The sequence below is a fragment of the Curtobacterium sp. KBS0715 genome (assembly GCF_005938005.2).
Taxonomy (GTDB): domain Bacteria; phylum Actinomycetota; class Actinomycetes; order Actinomycetales; family Microbacteriaceae; genus Curtobacterium; species Curtobacterium flaccumfaciens.
On record NZ_VCCA02000001.1, the window covers coordinates 1,319,670 to 1,339,083 of the forward strand.

The following is a 19,414-nucleotide window of genomic DNA, read 5'->3' on the forward strand; positions in this document are numbered from 1 at the left end:
CGGGACTCAGCGCGCCGAGTCCTCGAACCCGATCAGCCAGGTGACCCCGTGCGCGTCACGGACGGTGCCGTCCCAGTCGCCCCACGGGCGCTGCTGCAGCGGGTCGACGACCGTGCCGCCCTCGGCGAGCTGGTCGAACCACCGGCGCAGGACGTCCGGTTCCGCGGCGCCGAGCAGTGAGAAGAGCAGCCCCGTCGCCGAGAACGGGGTGTCGCCTTCGCTCGCGTCCGCGGCGAACAGCTGCAGCTCGCCGGTGAGCTGGCCGTGCGCGACGGCGTCGGCTGGACCGTCCGTGCGGGAGAAGTCCGCGTAGGTCGCGATCTGCACGTCGCCACCGAACACCCGCTGCCAGTGCTCGAGGGCCTGCCTGGCGGTGCCGGCGAACTGGAAGTACGGCGCGGGTCCGGTCGTGTGCATGCCCGGCAAGGTACTCCGGCGTGCGGCGTGGGGGAACCCCGGGGCTCGTCAGTCGAGCAGCGCGAGTGCGCGCTCCAGGACGTCCTCCGGCCGTCCGTCGCCGTGCAGTGCCCACCAGGTGAGTGCGGCGCTCGCGGCTGCGGCCAGCGTGTGGGCGCGCACGGCGACGGCGAGGTCGTCGGCGGTGACCCCGTCCCGCTCGGCCACGTACCGCAGGATCTCGTCGGTCAGGGCCGTGACCGTGGCGGCGCCGACGTGCTCGAGCGACGGGTTCGCTCGGATGACCCGGAGCCGGTGTCGGGTGACCTCGACCGCGTCGTCCGGGAACGTGGCACCGATCCGGTAGGCCGCCCGGAGCGCCACCGCCGAGGGCTCGTCGGCCGGCCGGGAACGCAGGGCTTCGCGGAACCGTGCAGCGAACTCGTCGAGACCGCCCCACACCAGCGCCGCCTTGTTCGGGAACAGCCGGAAGAGCGACCGGCGACTGACCCCCGCCGCCGCCGCGACGTCGTCCATCGACACCGCGTCGAAGCCCTGGTCGTCGAACAGCCGGAGTGCGACGAGGGACACGGCGTCGGGGTCGATGGTTCGCGGGCGCCCCGTCGGACGGTCGTTCGTCGAGCGCATGGAGACCTTTCGGCACTGAGTGCTATAACCGGGTGTGGCGCAGCGAGCGCCCCGCATCGAGGAGACCACATGACCGACACCACCGCCGGACGGTTCACCGGCAGGACCATCATCGTCACCGGAGCGGGTTCCGGCATCGGACGCGCCACGGCGACGCGCATCGCGAACGAGGGCGGGCGCGTCATCGCGACCGACGTCGTGGCCGAGCGGCTCGACGCACTCCGCACGGAGCTCGAGGGCTTCGCCGTGGAGACCGTCGTCGGCGACGTCGCCGCGAGCGAGACCATCGACGCACTCATCGCCGCCGCCGGCGACCGGGTGGACGGGCTCGCCAACGTCGCCGGCATCATGGACGCGTTCCTGCCGCCGGACGAGGTCGACGACGCCACCTGGGAGCGTGTCTTCAGCGTCAACGTCACGGGCCCGATGCGCCTGACCCGCGCCGTGCTGCCGCTGATGATCGCCGCCGGCAAGGGGTCGGTCGTGAACGTCGCGTCCGAGGCCGCCTTGAAGGCCTCGGCCGCCGGCGCTGCCTACACCTCGTCCAAGCACGCCATCGCCGGGTACACCAAGAGCGTCGCGTTCTTCCACGGGCCGCAGGGCATCCGGGCGAACGCCGTGGCACCGGGTGCGGTCGCCACGAACATCGAGGCGCCGATGCGCAGCGAGTACGCGGCCCGCCGGGTCGGTCCGATCATGCAGACCACCATCCCGCCGGTCGCCCAGCCCGAGCAGCTCGCCGCCGCCATCACCTGGCTGCTGAGCGACGACTCGGCGAACGTCAACGGTGCGGTGCTGCCGAGCGACGGTGGCTGGTCAGTCGTCTGACCCGTTGCTGCGGCACGAGACGCCGTCGTCACGTCGAGACGCCTCCGGAAACGGGGGCGTCTCGACGACTTCGCGGCGTCGGGCAGACACGACGGCGTGTTCGCCACCCGGCCACCTGACGGACGGGAGGCCCGTGGCGACACCGCCCCGGGCCTCCCGTCCGCCTCCGGCCACGTCGACCACGCGTGGTTCCTTCCCAGAGCGCGTGCGCTGGAAAGCGGAATCGGGCGTACCGGGCAGGAAGTTCCTGCCCGGTACGCCCGATCCGACACGGCGAGCCGACGGCCGGCGGCTCAGGAGACGAGCGCCGCCATCTCGCGCACGACGGCACGGAGCCGATCCGCGAGCTCGTCGTTGCTCCGCACGGTCTCGCGGTGCGCCACCTCGCTGAGCGCCGACATCACCAGGGTCACCGCGGTGCGGGCGGTCTGCGCGTCCGTGCGGGTGCCGACGACGCTGAGCAGGGACTGGCGCGACTCGGCCATCCACTGCATCACCATCGAGGACATCTCCGGCCGCAGCACGAGCAGCTCCTTCATCCGGCGGCGGTCCTGCGAGAGCGGGACGGTGGCCGCGACCAGGGCGCAGAGGTCGTCGACCAGGGCGCCGTCGGCCTCGGCGAACCAGGCCGCTGAGCGCTCCGGGACCTCGACGGAGTCGAGCCCGAGCGCGGCGTGCGCCTTCGACGAGAAGTAGTTGAAGAAGGTGCGGGGGGAGACGTCGGCGTCGGCGCAGATCTGCTCGACCGTGACGCCGTCGAGTCCGTGCGCGGACACCAGCGTGAGCGCTGCGTCGTGCAGCGCCTGCCGGGTCTGCTGCTTCTTCCGTTCTCGCAGCGTGCACGGCTCCGTTGCCGCAGCCGCTGCCGGGGTGGTGATCACGTGGACTCCTGCTGGGTTGGTGTGCGTGGGAGGGGCGCCCGCCCGGAAAGGGGGCACGGACGGACGCCCCGGTCGGTCACCGACGGTGCGTCGGCGTGGATCCGGTCGAACCCGAGCCGGTCGAACCCGAACCGGTGGAATCCGAACCGATCGGCACGGACCCGGTCGGCACGGACCCGGTCATCGGGCCGGTGAACGAGCCGGCCTCGGCTGCGGCGGCGCCCGCCTCGGCCTCGAGCTGTGCTTCGGCGGACATGTCGGCCTGCTCCTGCAGGGCGGACCGCTGGCGCAGCGGCGGCACCCGGAAGAACCAGGTCAGCACGAACGCGAGCAGGATGACGCCGAGACCGACCCAGTAGATGGTCACGGACGAGGCATTGAAGCCCGCCATGAACGGCCGGGTCAGGCGGCTGTCCGCACCGGTCAGGAACGAGGTGTCGTTCGTGCTGGTGGCGCTGTCGCTCGTGGTGTTGCCGTCGTCGATCTTCTTCGCCAGCTCCGGGGTGAGCTCGTCGACCCAGTAGGAGCGCTGGTCGGCGTCCGCCCAGTCGACGGACACGGTGCCGTCCTGCACGCTGGCGTGCGCCTGGTCGGCGACCTGCTCGAGTGCCGACTGTTCGGCGGCCGGCGTGGCCGCGGCGACCTGCTGGTCGATGACGGTCTGCGCTGCTGCTGCGGGCACGGCACCGGCGGTGACCTGCTGCTGCACGGCCGCGGTGACCTGCTCGGTGACGGCGGCGTCGGCGGCCTGCTTCGCCTTCGCCGAGGCGGCGTCGAGCTGCGACTGCACGGTCTTCGTCAGCGGGGTGACGACGGGCGTCCAGATCTTGTCCATGGCGCCCTGGTTCGCCTTCGCGCTGGCGACGGTCGGGTTGAGCGCGGCGTCGAGCGCCGGACCGAGGTCCTTCTGGTTCGCGGTCGCGGTCAGGATGTTCGCCGGCATCACCGAGAACAGGATGGAAAGCAGCACGGCGGTGCCGAGCGTGCCACCGATCTGGCGGAAGAACGTGGCGGACGACGTGGCGACGCCCATGTCACGGGCCTCGACGGAGCCCTGCGACGCCAGGGTCAGCGACTGCATGACCGAGCCGAGGCCGAGACCGATGAGGAACATGCCGATCATCAGGAACCAGAGCGGCTTGTCGATCGACATGAACGTCAGGACGACGTAGCCGGCGGAGACGAGCGCGGTGCCGATGACCGGGAAGATCCGGTACCGGCCGACGCGGGCGACGATCTGCCCCGAGGTGATCGAGGCGATCATCAGACCACCGACGAGCGGCAGCGTCGCGAAGCCGGACTCGGTCGGGGTCAGTCCGACGACGATCTGCAGGTAGAGCGGGATGGTGAGCATCGCGCCGAACATCGCGAAGCCGACCAGGAACCCGATGACGGTCGCCATCGAGAACGTGCCCGAGCGGAACAGCTTGAGCGGGATGATCGCCGCGTCGCCCATCTTCGACTCGATGAGCAGCAGGCCGATCAGGCCGACGACACCGACGACGTAGCAGGCGATGGCGGCGGGGGAGCCCCAGCCCCAGATGCGGCCCTGTTCGGCGACGAGCAGGAGCGGCACGAGGGTGACGATGACGGCGGTCGCGCCCCACCAGTCGACCTTCGGCTTCGCGTCGCCGGCGCCGTGCACCTTCGGCAGGTGCAGGAACACGATGACCATGAGGAGCGCCGCGACACCGATCGGCACGTTGATCAGGAGCACCCAGCGCCAGCCCGTGATCCACAGGATCTCGGAGGAACCGGCGAGCAGACCGCCGATGAGCGGGCCGATCACGGACGAGATGCCGAACACGGCGAGGAAGTACCCCTGGTACTTCGCGCGCTCACGCGGGGCGAGGATGTCGCCCATGATCGCGAGCGGCAGCGACATCAGCGCGCCGGCACCGATGCCCTGCACCGCGCGGAAGGCGGCGAGCATGAGCATCGAGGTGGACATCGACGACAGGACGGCGCCGAGGATGAAGACGACGATGCCGAAGATGTACAGCGGACGGCGGCCGAAGATGTCGGAGAGCTTGCCGTAGATCGGCGTCGCGATCGTCGAGGTGATGAGGTACGCGGTCGTCACCCAGGCCTGCTGGTCGAGCCCGTGCAGGTCGTCGCCGATCGTGCGGATCGCCGTGCCGAACACCGTCTGGCCGAGCGAGGACAGGAACATGCCCGCCATCAGGCCGTAGATCACCAGGAGGATCTGACGGTGGGTCATCAGCGGCTGCTGGCCGGCGCCCCCGGAGGCCGCGGGGGCCTCGGCGGTGTGCCGACCGTGCTGCACCGGGACGGGTGCGGTGGCGGTCATCGAACTCCTTTTTCTGGCTGTGAAACTTTGCAGACCGCGCAACGATACATCTGTTGCTTCCGGCAAGCAACTAAATGTGCCCGCTACGCTGAGCGCGTGACCGACGACCGGCGTGCCGCCGAGCGACTCCTGCGATCCCAGCTCGACCGGCTGTGGGTCCGGCAGACCCTGCGCTCCTCGCTCATCGAGTCCCGCGGCGGCCTCGACCCGACGGCCCGCGTGATCCTGCGTGCCGTCGCCGGGCACGGGCCGGTCCGGGCGACCGCGATCGCCGACGCGACGGGGTTGTCGCGCCCGGTGATCAGCCGCCGGGTCGCCTCGCTGGTCGAGGCCGAGCACCTGATCGGGTCGCCGGACCCCGCCGACGGCCGCGCCACGCTCGTCACGCTCGCCCCCGCCGGCCGACGACTGCTCGACGAGCTGGACGCCGCCGGTGCCGAGGTGTTCGACGACCTGACGGAGGAGTTCGCCTCCGACGAACTGCGCTCGCTCGCCGAGATGCTGACGCGACTGAACGACCGGGCGGACGCGGTCCTGGGGATCGGCACCACGCGCTCCTGACGCGACCGACGGGGCGGACGGGAGGCCCGTGGCGGCGTCGCCACGGGCCTCCCGTCCCTGCGGAGCGCGCATTCGAGATACCGTTGGTGGTATGAGCACGGACACCACCCCCACCACTGAGACCCTCGACGACGGGCCCGTGGTGACGTTCGCCGATCTCGGCCTGAGCGACGCTGTGCTCAAGGCCGTCAAGGACATCGGTTACGAGACCCCTTCCGCCATCCAGGAAGCCACCATCCCCACGCTCCTCGCCGGGCGCGACGTCGTCGGTCTGGCGCAGACGGGTACCGGCAAGACCGCGGCCTTCGCGCTGCCGATCCTGTCCCGCATGGAGTCCGGCAGCAAGAAGCCGCAGGCGCTCGTGCTGTCCCCGACGCGCGAGCTCGCCCTGCAGGTGTGCGAGGCGTTCGAGCAGTTCGCGTCCCACATGAAGAACGTCCACGTCCTGCCGGTCTACGGCGGCCAGGCCTACGGCGTGCAGCTCTCCGCCCTGCGCCGCGGCGTCGACGTGATCGTCGGTACCCCCGGTCGCATCATGGACCACCTGGCGAAGGGCACGCTCGACCTGTCCGAGCTGAAGTACCTGGTGCTCGACGAGGCCGACGAGATGCTCAAGATGGGCTTCGCCGAGGACGTCGAGACGATCCTCGCCGACACCCCGGACGACAAGCAGGTCGCGCTCTTCTCGGCGACCATGCCCGCGCAGATCCGCCGCATCTCGCAGCAGTACCTGACCGACCCGGCCGAGATCACCGTCAAGACCAAGACGAAGACCGCCGCGAACATCACGCAGCGCTACCTGATGGTCTCGTACCCGCAGAAGGTCGACGCGCTCACCCGCATCCTCGAGGTCGAGGACTTCGAGGGCATGATCATCTTCGTCCGCACCAAGAGCGAGACCGAGACCCTGGCCGAGAAGCTCCGTGCCCGCGGGTACGCCGCCGCCGCGATCAGCGGTGACGTCGCCCAGGCCCAGCGCGAGCGCACGGTCAACCAGCTGAAGTCGGGCAAGCTCGACATCCTGGTCGCCACCGACGTCGCCGCCCGTGGCCTCGACGTCGACCGCATCACGCACGTCGTGAACTTCGACATCCCGGTCGACATCGAGTCCTACGTGCACCGCATCGGCCGGACCGGTCGCGCCGGCCGCTCGGGTGACTCGATCAGCTTCGTCACCCCGCGTGAGCGTCGCCTGCTGTCCGCGATCGAGCGCCACACCAAGCAGCCGCTCACGCAGATGCAGCTGCCGACCATCGACGACGTCAACGAGACGCGTCTGACCCGCTTCGACGACGCCATCACCGCGGCGCTCGAGGACCAGGGCCGGATCGCCGCCTTCCGCGACGTCATCGCGCACTACGTCGAGCACCACGACGTCCCCTCGGACGACGTCGCCGCCGCCCTGGCCGTCGTGGCGCAGGGCGACTCGCCGCTGCTCCTCACCGCAGCCGACGACGCCCTCCGCAGCCAGATGGAGCGCGACGCCCGCCGGAGCGAGCGCGACGAGCGTGGTGCCCGCGACGACCGTGGCGGCCGCAACGACCGCGGCGACCGTGGTGGCGACCGCGACCGTGGTGACCGCGGCGACCGTGGCCCGCGCCGTTCGCAGCCGATGTCGCCGTACCGCATCGAGGTCGGCCGTCGTCACCGCGTCGAGCCGCGCCAGATCGTCGGTGCCCTCGCCAACGAAGGTGGCCTGCGTCGCGACGACTTCGGTGCGATCCAGATCCGTCCGGACTTCTCGATCGTCGAACTGCCGGCCGACATGGACCCCGGTGTGCTCGACCGCCTGACCGACACCCGGATCAGCGGCAAGCTCATCGAGATCCGTGCGGACCGCCGCGGTGGTGGCCGCCGCGACGACCGCGACGACCGTCCGGAGCGCAAGCCGCGCTACTGAGACGCGCCGCGTCCGAGACGCGACCCCCTTCGGACGGGAGGCCCGGTGCCAGCTGGCACCGGGCCTCCCGTCCGTCGTCGGTGTTGGTCCCGGGCCCGCGAGACGCCGTCGTGTCGGTTCCACGCCGCCGAGTCGGCGAGACGCCGTCGGATTCGGCGGTGTCTCGGGAACACGACGGCGTCTGCCGGTACGGGCCCTGCGCATCTTGCGGTGCGGGGAACCGCAGATCCCGCCCGCAGGCGTTCCCCTGGAGTCCGCACGGTGCTGTGATGACCGGAGCCGTGACGCAGGGAGCCGCGGAGAAGGCAGGGGAACCATCGTGTACCGAGCACTCATCACCGCGGTCGCAGCCGCGGCGCTCGTCTTCGGAGGTGCGGTGCCGGCGACGGCGCACACCTCTCCGTCGGTGCCGGGAGCACCGACCGCCGTCCGCGTCACCGGCGACGCGGACAGTGCCACGCTGACGTGGCGCGGCCCGAAGCACGGCGCCGAGGTGACCGGCTGGAAGGTCGCCGTCGCCGCAGTCGCGAACCGGCACGACCACCAGGTCCACCGACTCCACCCGCGCGCCCGCTCCGACCGCTTCGAAGACCTCTCGCCCGCGACCACGTACCGCTTCTCGGTGCGCGCCCTCGGCCACCGGGGGACCGGTCGCACGGTCACGCTGCGCTGGACGTCACCGTCGGCGCCCGAGCCGGAGACGACGCAGTCGCTGTTCGCCCTCGACGGCAACGGTGCCGTCGTGCGGTTCGCGGACTCCGGGAGCGGTGCGAAGACCGTCGTCGCGACGGACGGCGAAGGCTTCGCCGCGAACGCCGACGGTGACGTGTTCACCCCGTCGGCGGACGGCACCGAGATCCTGCGGGACCCGGCCGACGGCAGCGGGATCTCGATCATCGCGTCCGGCCTGCACCTGACCCCGGACCTGCGCTCCGACGCCGAGGGCAACCTGTACTGGGTGGACTCGGCGACCGGTGCGGTGCAGAAGCTGTCCGTCGGCACCTCGACCCCGAAGGTCGTGCTGGACCTGGGTGGCAAGGCCGTCGGGAGCGATGAGCGTTTCTGGACGGTCACCCCGGACGGCAAGGTCGTCGTGCTCGGCGGAACGGTCAGCCAGCCGTACGTCAAGGGCACCGGCATCGCGCCCCGCACGTTCACCGGGCCCGGCGGCTCGACCGTCGGCTACCCCGCCGGCGTACTCGCGGACTCGCGGGGCAACGTCTACGTCGACATCCGCTCGCCCGGTGCCGCCGGGTCGTGGATCTGGTACCAGCTCAAGCCCGGGGCGACCGAACTGACGAAGATCGAACCGCGGTACGCGTTCGAGTACGCCGCCGCGAACGCGGACGGCTTCTCGCTCCTGCAGTCGGCGGAGTTCTGCCCCGCCCCGTCGGAGTACCCGACCAGCCCGACCGGTTGCAAGATCGACCGCGGCATCCCGGACAAGCTCGTGGTCGGCAGCGGCGGGACGTCCACCGTGCCGGTGACCGGACTGACCGCCGGGTCGCGTGGCGAGCACCTGGGTGCCGCCTCCGCCGACGGGGACGTGTTCGTCTCCATCGACAGCGGCCCCTCGGTCGGGCTGTGGAAGGTCCCCGCCGCGGGTGGAGCTGCCCAGCAGCTCGACGCGGCGCAGTACTCGAGGCTGCTGGTGATCTGACCGGCGGTGCGAGGCGGAAGGGGGACAGGGCGCAACGGCGCGTCCTGTCCCCCTTCCGCGTGCGGTGCGTGGTTCAGACCGCGCCAGCGACCGTGCGGCGGCAGACCTCGTCCCACGGGGTCGGTTCGATGCCGAAGCGCGCCCGGCTCTCGCGGTCGTCGACCACGTACGGCGCGGTCCACTGGTAGGTCAGGTCGGCCAACTCGCGCATCATCGGCGACACGAGCCCGCCGACGTGGAACAGGGCCGCGGGCATCCGGCGCACCGGCACCGCGGGCTTCCCCGCCGCCGTGAGGACGTCGGTGAGGGCCTGGTGCTGCGTCCGCGGGGCGTTGCTCGGCACCATCCACGTGCGACCGTGCGCGCCCGGGTCCGCGGCAGCGGCGACGAGGGTGCGGGCGACGTCGAGCACGTCGGTGAAGGTGTGCGGCAGGTCCGTGCGACCGACCATCGACACCGCCCGTCCCCGCAGCGCCGCCGGCAGCACGCGCGTGACGTGCCCGTTCGCGCCGATCCCGGGGCCGAGGTAGTCGGAGGCGCGGACCTCGACGACCCGGACACGGCCGGCGTCGTGCGCGGCGAGGGCGTCGGCCCACAGGGTGGCGCGGAGCACCCCCTTGTGGTCGGTGGCAGCGTCCGGTAGTCCCTCGTGCATCGGCCCGTCGACCGGGCCGTACGGGTACAGGTTCCCGGTGATGGCGTAGGTCGCCCCGGTGCGTTCGGCCGCGGTGAGCAGTGCTGCGGCGAGCGGGGGCCAGGTGTTCTCCCACTGCGTGTAGTCGCCGGGGTTCGCGCAGTTGTGGAGGACGGCTGCTCCCTCGGCAGCGCGGGAGAGGGCGTCGGCATCGGAGGCGTCGAGCGCGAGGTGCTCGACCCCGGCGATGCCCGTGCTGCGACCGGAGCGGGAGACGACGGTGACGCGGTCGCCCCGGACGGTCAACAGTTCCGCGACGTGCCGGCCGACGGGGCCGGCACCGACGATGAGGTGGTGGGTCATGGTCTCCTGCTTCCTGGTTCCGAGAGCACCGCTCTCGGAACCGAGCATGACGGTTCGTCGACGCGAAAGCAAGAGCAGTGCTCTCCTTTGTGTGCGCTGCTCTCCCGTGCCAGGATCGTCGGATGGCACCCACCGCCCGAGCACTCGCACGGCAGACGGTCACCGCGGAGATCCTGGCTGCGGCGCGCACCCGCCTGACCGGCGAGGGTCCTGCCGCACTCAGCCTGCGTGCCGTCGCCCGTGACGTCGGGATGGTCTCGTCGGCCGTGTACCGGTACTTCCCGAGCCGCGACGACCTGCTGACGGCCCTGCTCATCACCGACTACGACGAGCTCGGCGCCGCGGTCGAGGCCGCCGGTGCCGCGGCCGGACCGGCTCCCGGTGCGCGCTGGGTGGCGATGTGCCGGGCGATCCGGGACTGGTCGATCGCGCACCCGGGGGACTTCGCGCTGCTGTTCGGTTCGCCCGTGCCCGGCTACGCGGCGCCGCGGGAGACCGTCGTGCCCGCGACACGGACGACGCTGGCGCTGGTGCGCGTGGTCGCGGACGCCGTCGGGTCCGGTGCGCCAGGTGCGCCAGGTGCGCCTGGTGTGTCCGGTGCGCCTGGCGCGTCGGGCTCGTCCGTCCCGTCGACGCCGGGGGCGGCCGGGAGGCCCGGATCACCCACCGCCCCTCCGGCGGCTCCCGGGGTGGCCGGTCCCGCCGTCGCGGACGGGGTCGCCACCCTGCGCTCGTTCGGCATCACCCTGCCCGACGAGGTCCTGGTCCGCACCCTGATGGCCTGGACGACGGTGTTCGGGACGATCTCGTTCGAGCTCTTCGGGCACTTCGTCGGTTCCGTGTCCGACCCGGCCGCCTACTTCGACCAGGTCATCGTGCGTCTGGCGGATGACCTGGGGTTCACCGCCACGTTCTGACGCGGGAGCTGTCCCCAGATCGGGTGCGCTGCCTGACAGAGCACCCGCCCGTGCGGTAGACAGGTCGTCACGCCGAGGTCGTGCCCGATGACCGGAGCGGACGACCGGCACGGTGTCCTCAGGGTCAGCTGCCGGACGGAACCACACTCGGGCGTGCGACGCGGCCGGGGCCCGCGCGGGGATCAGGAGGAACGCTTGCGACGCAGCACGTCCGGCGACGCCGCGGACGGGGAGACCCGGTGACCGCGCTCGACGTCAGCCGACAGGACCGCCGCCGCCTGACCACCGGCACCGCCCGCCGACGCCTGGTGACCGTGCGGACGGTGGCGCTCCTGGCCTCCCTCGCCGGTGTCAACTACATCGTGTGGCGCTGGGCGGCCTCGGTGAACTGGCACTCGTGGTGGATCGCGGTGCCGCTGATCCTCGCCGAGACCTACAGCGTCATCGACTCCCTGCTCTTCGCCCTCGGGGCCTGGCGGCTCCGGGAGCGCGGCGAACCACCGGCGAAGCCGTCCACCGACGTCACCGTCGACGTCTTCATCACGACCTACAACGAGCCGATCGACCTGGTCGAGCGCACCGCCCGGGCGGCGAAGGCGATCACGCACCCGCACACCACCTGGATCCTCGACGACGGCAACCGCCCCGAGATGCGTGCGGCGGCCGAGGCGCTCGGCATCGGTGTCATCACGCGCGGCGCCGACTGGGTGGACCGGCCCCGGCACGCCAAGGCCGGCAACCTCAACAACGCCCTGCTCGCGACGCAGGGCGAGTTCCTGCTCATCCTCGACGCCGACCAGGTGCCCGACCCGGCGATCCTCGACCGCACCCTCGGGTACTTCAAGGACCCGCGGATGGCGCTCGTGCAGACGCCGCAGTGGTTCGAGAACGTGCCGGACGACGACCCCCTCGGCAGCCAGGCACCGCTGTTCTACGGCCCGATCCAGCAGTCGAAGGACGGCTGGAACGCGGCGTTCTTCTGCGGGTCGAACGCCATCCTGCGGCGCGAAGCACTCATGCAGCTCGGCATCTCGCGTTACGTGGCCGAGGTCGAGGCGTCCGTGCAGCGCACCCTCGCCACCTCGCGCAAGCTCCTCGCCCGCTCCCGCGAGACCGAGACCGACCCGCGCGTGCTCGCCGCCCTCGACGACGCCGAGGCCGTGGTGGACCAGGCGCGCGAGCAGGTGCGGGCCGGTGAGCCGCTCGGCGACGTGACGTACGCGTTCCAGCGGGGGATCGACGCCATCGCGTTCCGGTTCGCCGCCGCCGACCTCGAGTCCGTGCGGAACGACCTGCAGGAGCTCGCGGCGATGTCCACCGACGCCAACACGTTCGCGGGTCTCGACGACGCCGCCCTCGACGTGCTCGGCCGGCGCGAGGCCTCACCGGTCGCCGCCATCGAGTCCATCGCCGTGCTCGCCCGTGCCCTCGACGTGAACCGCGACGACGAGGCGCAGCCGATCATGCCGCTGGCGACGATCTCGGTGACCGAGGACATGGCCACCGCGATGCGCCTGCACGGCCTCGGCTGGAAGTCGGCCTACCACGACGAGATCCTGGCGAAGGGCCTGGCCCCCGAGGACCTGCCGACGATGCTCGTGCAGCGACTCCGCTGGGCGCAGGGCACCATGCAGGTGTTCTTCCGCGAGAACCCCCTGGTGCAGAAGGGGCTGTCGTGGGGGCAGCGGCTCATGTACTTCTCGACGATGTGGAGCTACCTGTCCGGGTTCGCCGCGATCGTCTACATCGCCGCCCCGGTGCTCTGCCTGTCGTTCGGGGTCATCCCCGTGCAGGCCTACAGCGTCGACTTCTTCGCCCGGCTCATCCCGTTCCTGGTCTTCAACCAGTTGCTGTTCTGGGTGGTTGCCGCCGGCAGACCGACCTGGCGCGGGCAGCAGTACTCCCTTGCACTCTTCCCGATCTGGATCGAGTCGGTGACCAGCGCGTTCCAGAACGTCTACCGGGGCAAGCCGCTCGGGTTCCGCGTCACCCCGAAGGTGCGCGACGAGACCGAGCAGAAGCCGCGGTGGGACCTGGTCAAGCCGCAGCTGTACGCGATGGGAGCCCTGGTGGCCGCGCTGGTCATGATCGGCATCCGCTACCTGACCGGCCAGGCCGAGGGGATCGCACCGCTCGTGAACACCGCGTGGGTCGTCTTCGACCTGTTCATCTTCAGCATCGTGATCCGGGCCGTCCGGTACCGCGGCCCGGCCACCCCAGCCCAGTCCGAACACGAGTCGAGCACCGCCGGAGGACCCCTGTGAGCACCGAGACCACGTTCGAGGTCGCCGCGACGCCCGACTCCCTCGACGAGGTGCAGGACCGGTTCGCCACGTGGTGGGACGGCCTGGGCATCGACGACGTGCGGCTCCGCTTCGCGCTCGAGACCGCCCTGGCCGAGGTCGCCGCGAACATCGTCGAGCACACCGTCCGCGCCGACCGGGGGACCGGGCGCCGGTACACCGTGCACCTCGAGGCCACCGACCAGGCACTGACCGCGGTGCTGACCGACAACGGGATGCCCGTCGACATCGACCTCAGTGCCGTCACCATGGCCGACGTCGAACAGGAGAGCGGGCGCGGTCTCGCCCTCGCCATCGCGGCGCTCGACCGGTTGGAGCACCGGCACGAGCCCGGCCACAACGTCTGGACGCTTGCGTGCGACCGGTGAAGCAGCGGGTGGCCCGCGCGGTCGCCCTCCTCGTCACGATCGCCACGCTCCTGCTCGGTGGTGCGCTGCCGGCGTCGGCTGCGTCCGTGCACCCGGCGGCCGCCGTGCAGCCGGCCGAGGGGTCGACGTGGTTCGGCCCCGACCTCGACTGGGCCAGCGATTCGCCCGAAGGGTACGAGGGGCGGCTCGGCGCGACGCCGTCGATGTACGGGGTCTCCGTCGACTACCCGCTCGACCGCACCGCGAAGCAGGAGCTCCTCCGCTCGGCGCGTGCAGCGGCGACCCAGGGCGCGGTGCTCGTCGTGAGCCTCGAACCCGACCGCGAACTGCGGTCGCTCGACACCGCGGACACCCGTGCCGTCAACACCGTGTTCGAGGACCTGCACGACCAGTACGACACCCAGGTGCTCGTCCGGTTCGCACCGCAGATGAACGGCACGTGGGTCCGCTGGGGCCAGCAGCCGACGGAGTTCGTCCGGGCGTTCCGTGCGCTCAGTACGACCGTGCACGCGGGCACGTCGGACGCGCTCATGGTGTGGTCGCCCGGGTACGGTGCCGGTTACCCGTTCGGCGAGTCCGCCGGGCGGCTGCGGAACCTGTCCCCGGTCGACGTCGCGAAGGCGGACACGAACGGCGACGGACAGCTCACCGGCGCCGACGACCCGTACGGGCCGTACTGGCCGGGGGCCGAGGCCGTCGACTGGGTCGGGCTCTCGATGTTCTCGTACGGCAAGGGCGACCCGACCGAGGCCGCCGGTCGCGCCGTGCCGCTCACCCGCAGCGGTGAGGTCGAGGCCCGGTTCGACGAGGACTGGGGGTACGACCAACCCCAGTCGGGCACGTTCTACGACCGGTTCGCGGCCGCCGACGACCGCCCGATGCTCCTCGACACCGGCGCCCTGTACAACCGTGAGCTGCAGGGCGACGCCGAGCTCCAGGTCAAGCGGAGCTGGTGGCGGCAGGTGCTCGCCGCCGTGCAGGAGCGTCCGCTGATCCGGGGCATGACCGTGCTCGAGGCCGAGCGACGCGAGCCCGAGGCCGGCAACCGCGTGGCCGACTGGCGACTCACCGCGGACCCGGGCGTCGCGGAGTCCTTCCGCACCGACCTCGAGCGGTCCGGTGACTTCGCCTTCGGTCCGGTCACCGACCGCGTGACCGTGCAGCAGGGCAACGCGGCGATCTCCCAGGAGTACGAGACCGGCGGCGAGCAGATGGCGTGGATCGTCTGGCTGGCCGCCGGCCTGGCGATCGTGTTCCTGCTGAGCGGGGTGTTCGGCCGGCTCCTGCCGAGCTGGCGCTACCCCGACGACGGCAAGCCCGGCCGTGACCTGCGGCTCGACCTGTTCCGCGGGTTCATCATCCTCGCCGTGGTGATCACCCACATCGAGATCGGCGGGCCGTACTCGTACCTCACGCTGCATGCCGTCGGTGCGATCACCGGTGCCGAGATGTTCGTGTTCCTGTCCGGCATGGTCCTCGGCATGACGTACCCGTTCGCCGTGAAGAAGTTCGGCGAGTGGGCGGCGGCCGTCGGGGCGTGGAAGCGCGCGCGCAAGCAGTACGTCGTCACGCTCGTCGTGATCCTGGTGGTCTTCGCGCTGAGCTTCGTCCCGTTCCTGAACACCGACGCCATCACCACGTTCACCGACCGCGGCACGGGCACCGGCGGTGTCGATGCCGAGGGCCGGGTCTACGACCTGTACCCGAACGCGATGCAGCTGCTCGCCTACCCGCCGCCCTGGTACGCGATCCGGCAGTTCCTGCTGCTCGAGATGGGGCCGTGGCCGTTCAACATCATGGGCCTGTTCGTGGTGCTGAGCCTGTTCATCCCGGTGTTCATCTGGGTGATCCGCCGCGGGTTCTGGTGGGCGCTCCTCGCCGCCAGCTGGGCGCTGTACGTGTTCCAGGCGCTCAACCCCGACTTCCGTCCGCTGAACTCCCAGTTCGAGGCGGTGTTCCCCCTGTTCACCTGGCAGGTGGTGTTCACCCACGGGCTCGTGCTCGGGTACTACCGGCGGCAGATCGTCGGCGCGCTCACCGGGCGTCTCGGCAAGGTCCTGGTCGGCGTCGCCGTCGGCGGGTACGCGGCGTTCCTGGTCTACGTGTGGGCCGGCGACCACTTCGGGTTCACCCCGGTGCCGTTCCCGGCGACGATGTACGAGTCCCTGTACAACACGGCGTACCAGCGGGTGGACCTGCAGTGGGGCCGCCTGGTGGACATCGCGTTCTTCGCGGTCGTGTCCTACGCGATCCTCACGGTGTTCTGGAAGCCCATCGCCGCCGCCATCGGCTGGCTCTGGATCCCGCTCGGGCAGGCGAGCCTGTACGTGTTCGTCTGGCAGGTGTTCTTCGCCCTGGCGATCGCGTCGATCCCCGGTGTGCCGTGGGGGGACTTCTGGATCGGGTTCGTGGTGCACACGGCGCTGATCCTGCTGGCCTGGTACATGGTCCGCAAGAAGTTCCTGTTCTCCGTCATCCCGCGCTGATCGCGCGCACGGACGGACAGGAGGCCCGTGGCGGCGTCGCCACGGGCCTCCTGTCCGTCATGCGCTCACGCGATCCGCGTGACGCCCAGCGGCGTCGGGTCCACGGGGTCCGGCGGGACCGGGAGCGACCCGCGGATCTGGTTCTGCGCCTGGCAGTCGCTGGTGCAGTTCGTCGCACCCTGCGACAGTTCGACGGCGTCCTCGCCGAGCACTCCGCCCAGACGCCCGCCGGGCTGGACCGTCCACGTGGTGGTGGTCGTGGTCTGCGAGGTCTTCGTGGCGACCTGCGGGCTGTCCTTGCCGAGGAGCATCTGGTGGGCACCGCTGCCCGCGGACACCGCGGCCGTGCCGTCGCCGAAGTTGATCTTGCCCGTGTACGGGTTCGTGAAGTAGAACAGGCCCGCCCCGAGGGTGTGGGTGAACGTCACCGGCCCGGCGAACTCGGTCTCCATCTGGAAGATGCCGCCCTGGGCGCCGTCCTTCGCCTGGACCTTGAGCTTCCCGGCCCCCGTCGAGAAGATCGCGACGAGGGTGTCGTCCTTGACCTCGAGCGACGAGAGCTTCGTGCTGGCGAGCTGCGCGGCGGTGAGCGACGGGACCTTCGACGCGAACACCACGGTCGGCTTCGTCACCATCCGCTGGGTGTCGGCAGCGCCGGTCAGCGTGTAGTCGTACACGCCGAGGTCGGCGATCCGGATGTCGAAGCCGTTGTGCTTGCCGCGCACCGCGATCGTGCCGGCGACCGCGGTGTCGCGCACCTTGAGTTCCTTGCCCTGGGCGGGGTTCGTCGTGACCCCGTTCACGGTGACGGCGTAGTCGCCACCGGTCGAGGTCTTGCCGGACGCGTTCGCGGGGGAGACCCCGACGAGGGCAGCGGCGGCGACGGTGCCGAGGGCGATCGCGGCGACGATGCCGCTGCCGATCCTGCGTGAGCGCTGGGTGTGCATGGGTGCCTCCTGGTGGGCCTGTCTGGCCGGTACGACGATCGTCGCCGCCGGCCCGGCTCCGCACCATCGGACCTTGGTACTAGTACCCGGTCAGCAGCGTCAGCAGGGCACGGTCACCAGCCGTGGTCGCGCGCCCACAGCGCCGCGCTCGTGCGGTCCGCGACACCGATCCGCCGGAACAGCGACCCGACGTGCACCTTCACGGTGCGCTCCGCGATGCCGAGCTCCGTGCCGATCTGCCGGTTCGACATGCCCCGGGCGATGCGGACGAGCACGTCCCGTTCCCGGGGCGGGAGCTCCGGGCCCCGGTCCGCGGCGGCTCCGGCGGCTGCTCCGGGCAGGAGCGCCCGGGCCACCCGGGGGTCGATCGGCGTCTCGTCGCGCGCTGCGGCACGGACCGCCGCGACCACGTCGTCGGGCGCGGCGTCCTTGAGCAGGTAGCCCGTGGCGCCGGCTGCCAACGCGGCCCGCACACGGTGGTCGTCCGAGAACGTCGTGACGACGAGGACCCGGACCGACGGCAGGAGCGCCCGCACCTGCCTGGTCGCCTCCACACCGCCGGCACCGGGCATCGACAGGTCCATCACGACGACGTCGGGCCGGAGCGTCGGCACGAGCGACACCGCTGCTTCGCCGGTGGCTGCCTCGCCGACGACCTCGCAGTCGTCCGTCGTCCCCAGCACCGCGCGCAGCCCGCTCCGGACCAGCGCGTGGTCGTCGACCAGCAGGACCCTCACCGCAGGGCCTCCGCGTCGACGGGGACCTCGAGGTCCCAGGTGGTGCCGGCACCCGGAGCGGTCCGGAGCAGCAGGGACCCGCCGGTGTCCTCGGCGACCTCGCGCAGCAGGGTCGTGCCGAGGTGTCCGGTGCGGCCGCCCTCGACGACCACGGCGGGGTCGAAGCCCGCCCCGTCGTCGTGCACGACCACCCGGACCGAGCCGCCGGCCTGCGTCACCGTGACGTCCACCCGGGTCGCTTCGGCGTGCTTGACGACGTTCCAGACGGCCTCACGGACGAAGCGCACGACCGCGAGCAGCGCGGCGGGGGACGCGTCGACGGCGGCCGGCACCCGCACGGTGGTCGCGAGCCCCGCTGCACGCGCGCGGGCACAGGCGTCGTCGAGGGCGGCGCCGAGTCCCTCGGGTGTCGGAGCCGCCGGCCGGATCGTCGCCATCGAGGTCCGCAGCGACGACACCGCACCCCGGAGCACGGTGGCGGCGTCGCGCGTGGCGGGATCGGCACCAAGGGACAGTGCGAGTCCGGCGACGTCCTGCACCGGTCCGTCGTGCAGTTCGGCGGCCATCCGTCGGCGTTCCGCGGCTTCGGCGTCGAGCGCGCGACCGAGCAGCCGCTCCCGCAGGCGCTGCCCGGAACGGATCCGCAGCAGCAACCCGAGCAGCAGCGGCACCAGGAGCGCGAGCACCACGGCCACCGTGCCGAACGCCAGGACGGCGAACGACCGCCGCAGGTCCGCGGCGCGCGCGAGCACCTGGTCGTACGGCTGGTACGCCTCGAACAGCAGCGCCTCGCCGGACGGCGTGTGCACCGCCTGGTACGCCTCGAGCAGCGGCCCGTGCCCGCGCTCGTAGCGGTTCTCCGGCTCGGTCAGGTCCGACACCTCGGCGTCGGAGCGGTCCGACTCCAGCGCCTCCAGGTCCTCGTCGGACAGCGGGAAGCGCTCGCCGACCAGTCGACGTTCGTCCGACCAGAGCACCGTGCCGTCGGCCGCCCAGAGCTTCATCCGGACCGCCGATCCGGCGCGCAGCTCACCGGCCACCGCGTCGTCCAGGCGCGTCCGTGCGGCGTTCCGGTCGACGGCGGACCGGGACGGGTCGGCGACCGCGTCGAGCAGTGCGGGTTCGACCACGACGCGTGCGAGCGCCGCGGTGTCGCTGGTCGCGTCACGGACGGCGAACGACTCCGCGATGCGCTGCGCCACCAGAGTGCCGGCGGTCGCGACCGCGGCGCCTCCGACGACCGCGGCGAGCACGACGCCGACCAGGACGAGCCGCCAGGGCGTCCGGCCGGTCCGCCGGCGCGGGTCGGCCGCGACGAGCACGACCGGCTCCGCCGCCGTGTCACTGTCCGACGACCGTTGTCCGTGCACCCGGACACCGTAACCGGCGGCGTCCCCACCGGGCGCGCGTGGGGCCCGGATCGCCGCAGAACGCAGGCCTGGAGGCCCGTGGCGGCGTCGCCACGGGCCTCCAG

Annotated in this window: 16 protein-coding genes; 8 read left to right on the forward strand and 8 right to left on the reverse strand. The window is 71.8% G+C overall.

Annotated features, from left to right (window positions below; translation table 11 throughout):
• Positions 1-6: 6 nt before the first annotated feature.
• On the reverse strand, positions 7-417 hold the full coding sequence (locus tag FFG40_RS06445; RefSeq protein WP_138802644.1) for a VOC family protein: 411 nt from the start codon (positions 415-417) through the stop codon (positions 7-9).
• Between the two features lie 48 nt (positions 418-465).
• Positions 466-1,044, reverse strand: coding sequence for a TetR family transcriptional regulator (locus FFG40_RS06450; protein ID WP_138802645.1), 579 nt, complete (start codon positions 1,042-1,044; stop codon positions 466-468).
• A gap of 69 nt (positions 1,045-1,113) precedes the next feature.
• On the opposite strand from FFG40_RS06450, the gene FFG40_RS06455 reads away from it, so the two are divergent.
• Entirely contained in the window at positions 1,114-1,872 is a 759-nt protein-coding gene (locus tag FFG40_RS06455; protein WP_027464432.1) for an SDR family NAD(P)-dependent oxidoreductase, read from the forward strand.
• Positions 1,873-2,165: 293 nt separating this feature from the next.
• On the opposite strand, the gene FFG40_RS06460 is transcribed toward FFG40_RS06455, so the two are convergent.
• Positions 2,166-2,753 carry a TetR/AcrR family transcriptional regulator gene (locus FFG40_RS06460; RefSeq protein WP_051596480.1) on the reverse strand — a complete coding sequence of 196 codons (588 nt, stop codon included), beginning with the start codon at positions 2,751-2,753 and terminating at the stop codon, positions 2,166-2,168.
• 76 nt (positions 2,754-2,829) lie between these two features.
• Complete coding sequence (locus tag FFG40_RS06465; protein ID WP_260678802.1) at positions 2,830-5,064, reverse strand: MDR family MFS transporter; 2,235 nt, start codon at positions 5,062-5,064, stop codon at positions 2,830-2,832.
• Positions 5,065-5,160: 96 nt separating this feature from the next.
• On the opposite strand from FFG40_RS06465, the gene FFG40_RS17075 reads away from it, so the two are divergent.
• The 3 genes from FFG40_RS17075 (at position 5,161) to FFG40_RS06480 (ending at position 9,185) form a co-directional block, all read left to right on the forward strand.
• Positions 5,161-5,625, forward strand: coding sequence for a MarR family winged helix-turn-helix transcriptional regulator (locus tag FFG40_RS17075; RefSeq protein ID WP_185974115.1), 465 nt, complete (start codon positions 5,161-5,163; stop codon positions 5,623-5,625).
• Between the two features lie 91 nt (positions 5,626-5,716).
• Complete coding sequence (locus FFG40_RS06475; RefSeq protein WP_071245939.1) at positions 5,717-7,525, forward strand: DEAD/DEAH box helicase; 1,809 nt, start codon at positions 5,717-5,719, stop codon at positions 7,523-7,525.
• A 319-nt stretch (positions 7,526-7,844) separates the two neighbouring features.
• Positions 7,845-9,185: a fibronectin type III domain-containing protein gene (locus tag FFG40_RS06480; RefSeq protein ID WP_185974116.1), complete on the forward strand. Its 1,341-nt coding sequence runs from the start codon at positions 7,845-7,847 to the stop codon at positions 9,183-9,185.
• Positions 9,186-9,258: 73 nt separating this feature from the next.
• Here FFG40_RS06480 and FFG40_RS06485 read toward each other — a convergent pair whose 3' ends face one another.
• Positions 9,259-10,182, reverse strand: coding sequence for an NAD-dependent epimerase/dehydratase family protein (locus FFG40_RS06485; RefSeq protein WP_260678803.1), 924 nt, complete (start codon positions 10,180-10,182; stop codon positions 9,259-9,261).
• 122 nt (positions 10,183-10,304) lie between these two features.
• Between FFG40_RS06485 and FFG40_RS06490 the strand changes: the two genes are divergently transcribed.
• From FFG40_RS06490 to opgC, 4 genes are all read left to right on the forward strand, one after another.
• Complete coding sequence (locus FFG40_RS06490; RefSeq protein WP_138802649.1) at positions 10,305-11,099, forward strand: TetR/AcrR family transcriptional regulator; 795 nt, start codon at positions 10,305-10,307, stop codon at positions 11,097-11,099.
• A gap of 308 nt (positions 11,100-11,407) precedes the next feature.
• Positions 11,408-13,363, forward strand: coding sequence for a glycosyltransferase (locus FFG40_RS06495; RefSeq protein WP_260678905.1), 1,956 nt, complete (start codon positions 11,408-11,410; stop codon positions 13,361-13,363).
• Entirely contained in the window at positions 13,360-13,770 is a 411-nt protein-coding gene (locus tag FFG40_RS06500; RefSeq protein ID WP_185974117.1) for an ATP-binding protein, read from the forward strand. The genes FFG40_RS06495 and FFG40_RS06500 overlap by 4 nt, the downstream gene beginning before the upstream one ends.
• Positions 13,767-16,256, forward strand: coding sequence for an OpgC domain-containing protein (gene opgC, locus FFG40_RS06505; RefSeq protein ID WP_138802651.1), 2,490 nt, complete (start codon positions 13,767-13,769; stop codon positions 16,254-16,256). The genes FFG40_RS06500 and opgC overlap by 4 nt, the downstream gene beginning before the upstream one ends.
• Before the next feature lie 65 nt (positions 16,257-16,321).
• Here the strand turns inward: opgC and FFG40_RS06510 are convergent, their stop codons facing one another.
• From FFG40_RS06510 to FFG40_RS06520, 3 genes are all read right to left on the reverse strand, one after another.
• Positions 16,322-17,203, reverse strand: a complete 882-nt coding sequence (locus FFG40_RS06510; protein WP_111056918.1) for a hypothetical protein — start codon at positions 17,201-17,203, stop codon at positions 16,322-16,324.
• Between the two features lie 113 nt (positions 17,204-17,316).
• Positions 17,317-17,940: a response regulator transcription factor gene (locus FFG40_RS06515; RefSeq protein WP_111056919.1), complete on the reverse strand. Its 624-nt coding sequence runs from the start codon at positions 17,938-17,940 to the stop codon at positions 17,317-17,319.
• The gene (locus tag FFG40_RS06520; protein ID WP_111056920.1) at positions 17,937-19,310 is read right to left on the reverse strand and encodes an ATP-binding protein; all 1,374 of its coding nucleotides are present in this window, start codon (positions 19,308-19,310) and stop codon (positions 17,937-17,939) included. The genes FFG40_RS06515 and FFG40_RS06520 overlap by 4 nt, the downstream gene beginning before the upstream one ends.
• Between the last annotated feature and the right edge of the window lie 104 nt (positions 19,311-19,414).

Bases quoted from the DNA above. Each gene is read 5' to 3' on its own strand.
- FFG40_RS06510 (WP_111056918.1), bottom strand. From the start codon at position 17,203: ATGCACACCCAGCGCTCACGCAGGATCGGCAGCGGCATCGTCGCCGCG.
- FFG40_RS06465 (WP_260678802.1), bottom strand. From the start codon at position 5,064: ATGACCGCCACCGCACCCGTCCCGGTGCAGCACGGTCGGCACACCGCC.
- FFG40_RS06445 (WP_138802644.1), bottom strand. From the start codon at position 417: ATGCACACGACCGGACCCGCGCCGTACTTCCAGTTCGCCGGCACCGCC.
- FFG40_RS06490 (WP_138802649.1), top strand. From the start codon at position 10,305: ATGGCACCCACCGCCCGAGCACTCGCACGGCAGACGGTCACCGCGGAG.
- FFG40_RS06450 (WP_138802645.1), bottom strand. From the start codon at position 1,044: ATGCGCTCGACGAACGACCGTCCGACGGGGCGCCCGCGAACCATCGAC.
- FFG40_RS06485 (WP_260678803.1), bottom strand. From the start codon at position 10,182: ATGACCCACCACCTCATCGTCGGTGCCGGCCCCGTCGGCCGGCACGTC.
- FFG40_RS06475 (WP_071245939.1), top strand. From the start codon at position 5,717: ATGAGCACGGACACCACCCCCACCACTGAGACCCTCGACGACGGGCCC.
- FFG40_RS06455 (WP_027464432.1), top strand. From the start codon at position 1,114: ATGACCGACACCACCGCCGGACGGTTCACCGGCAGGACCATCATCGTC.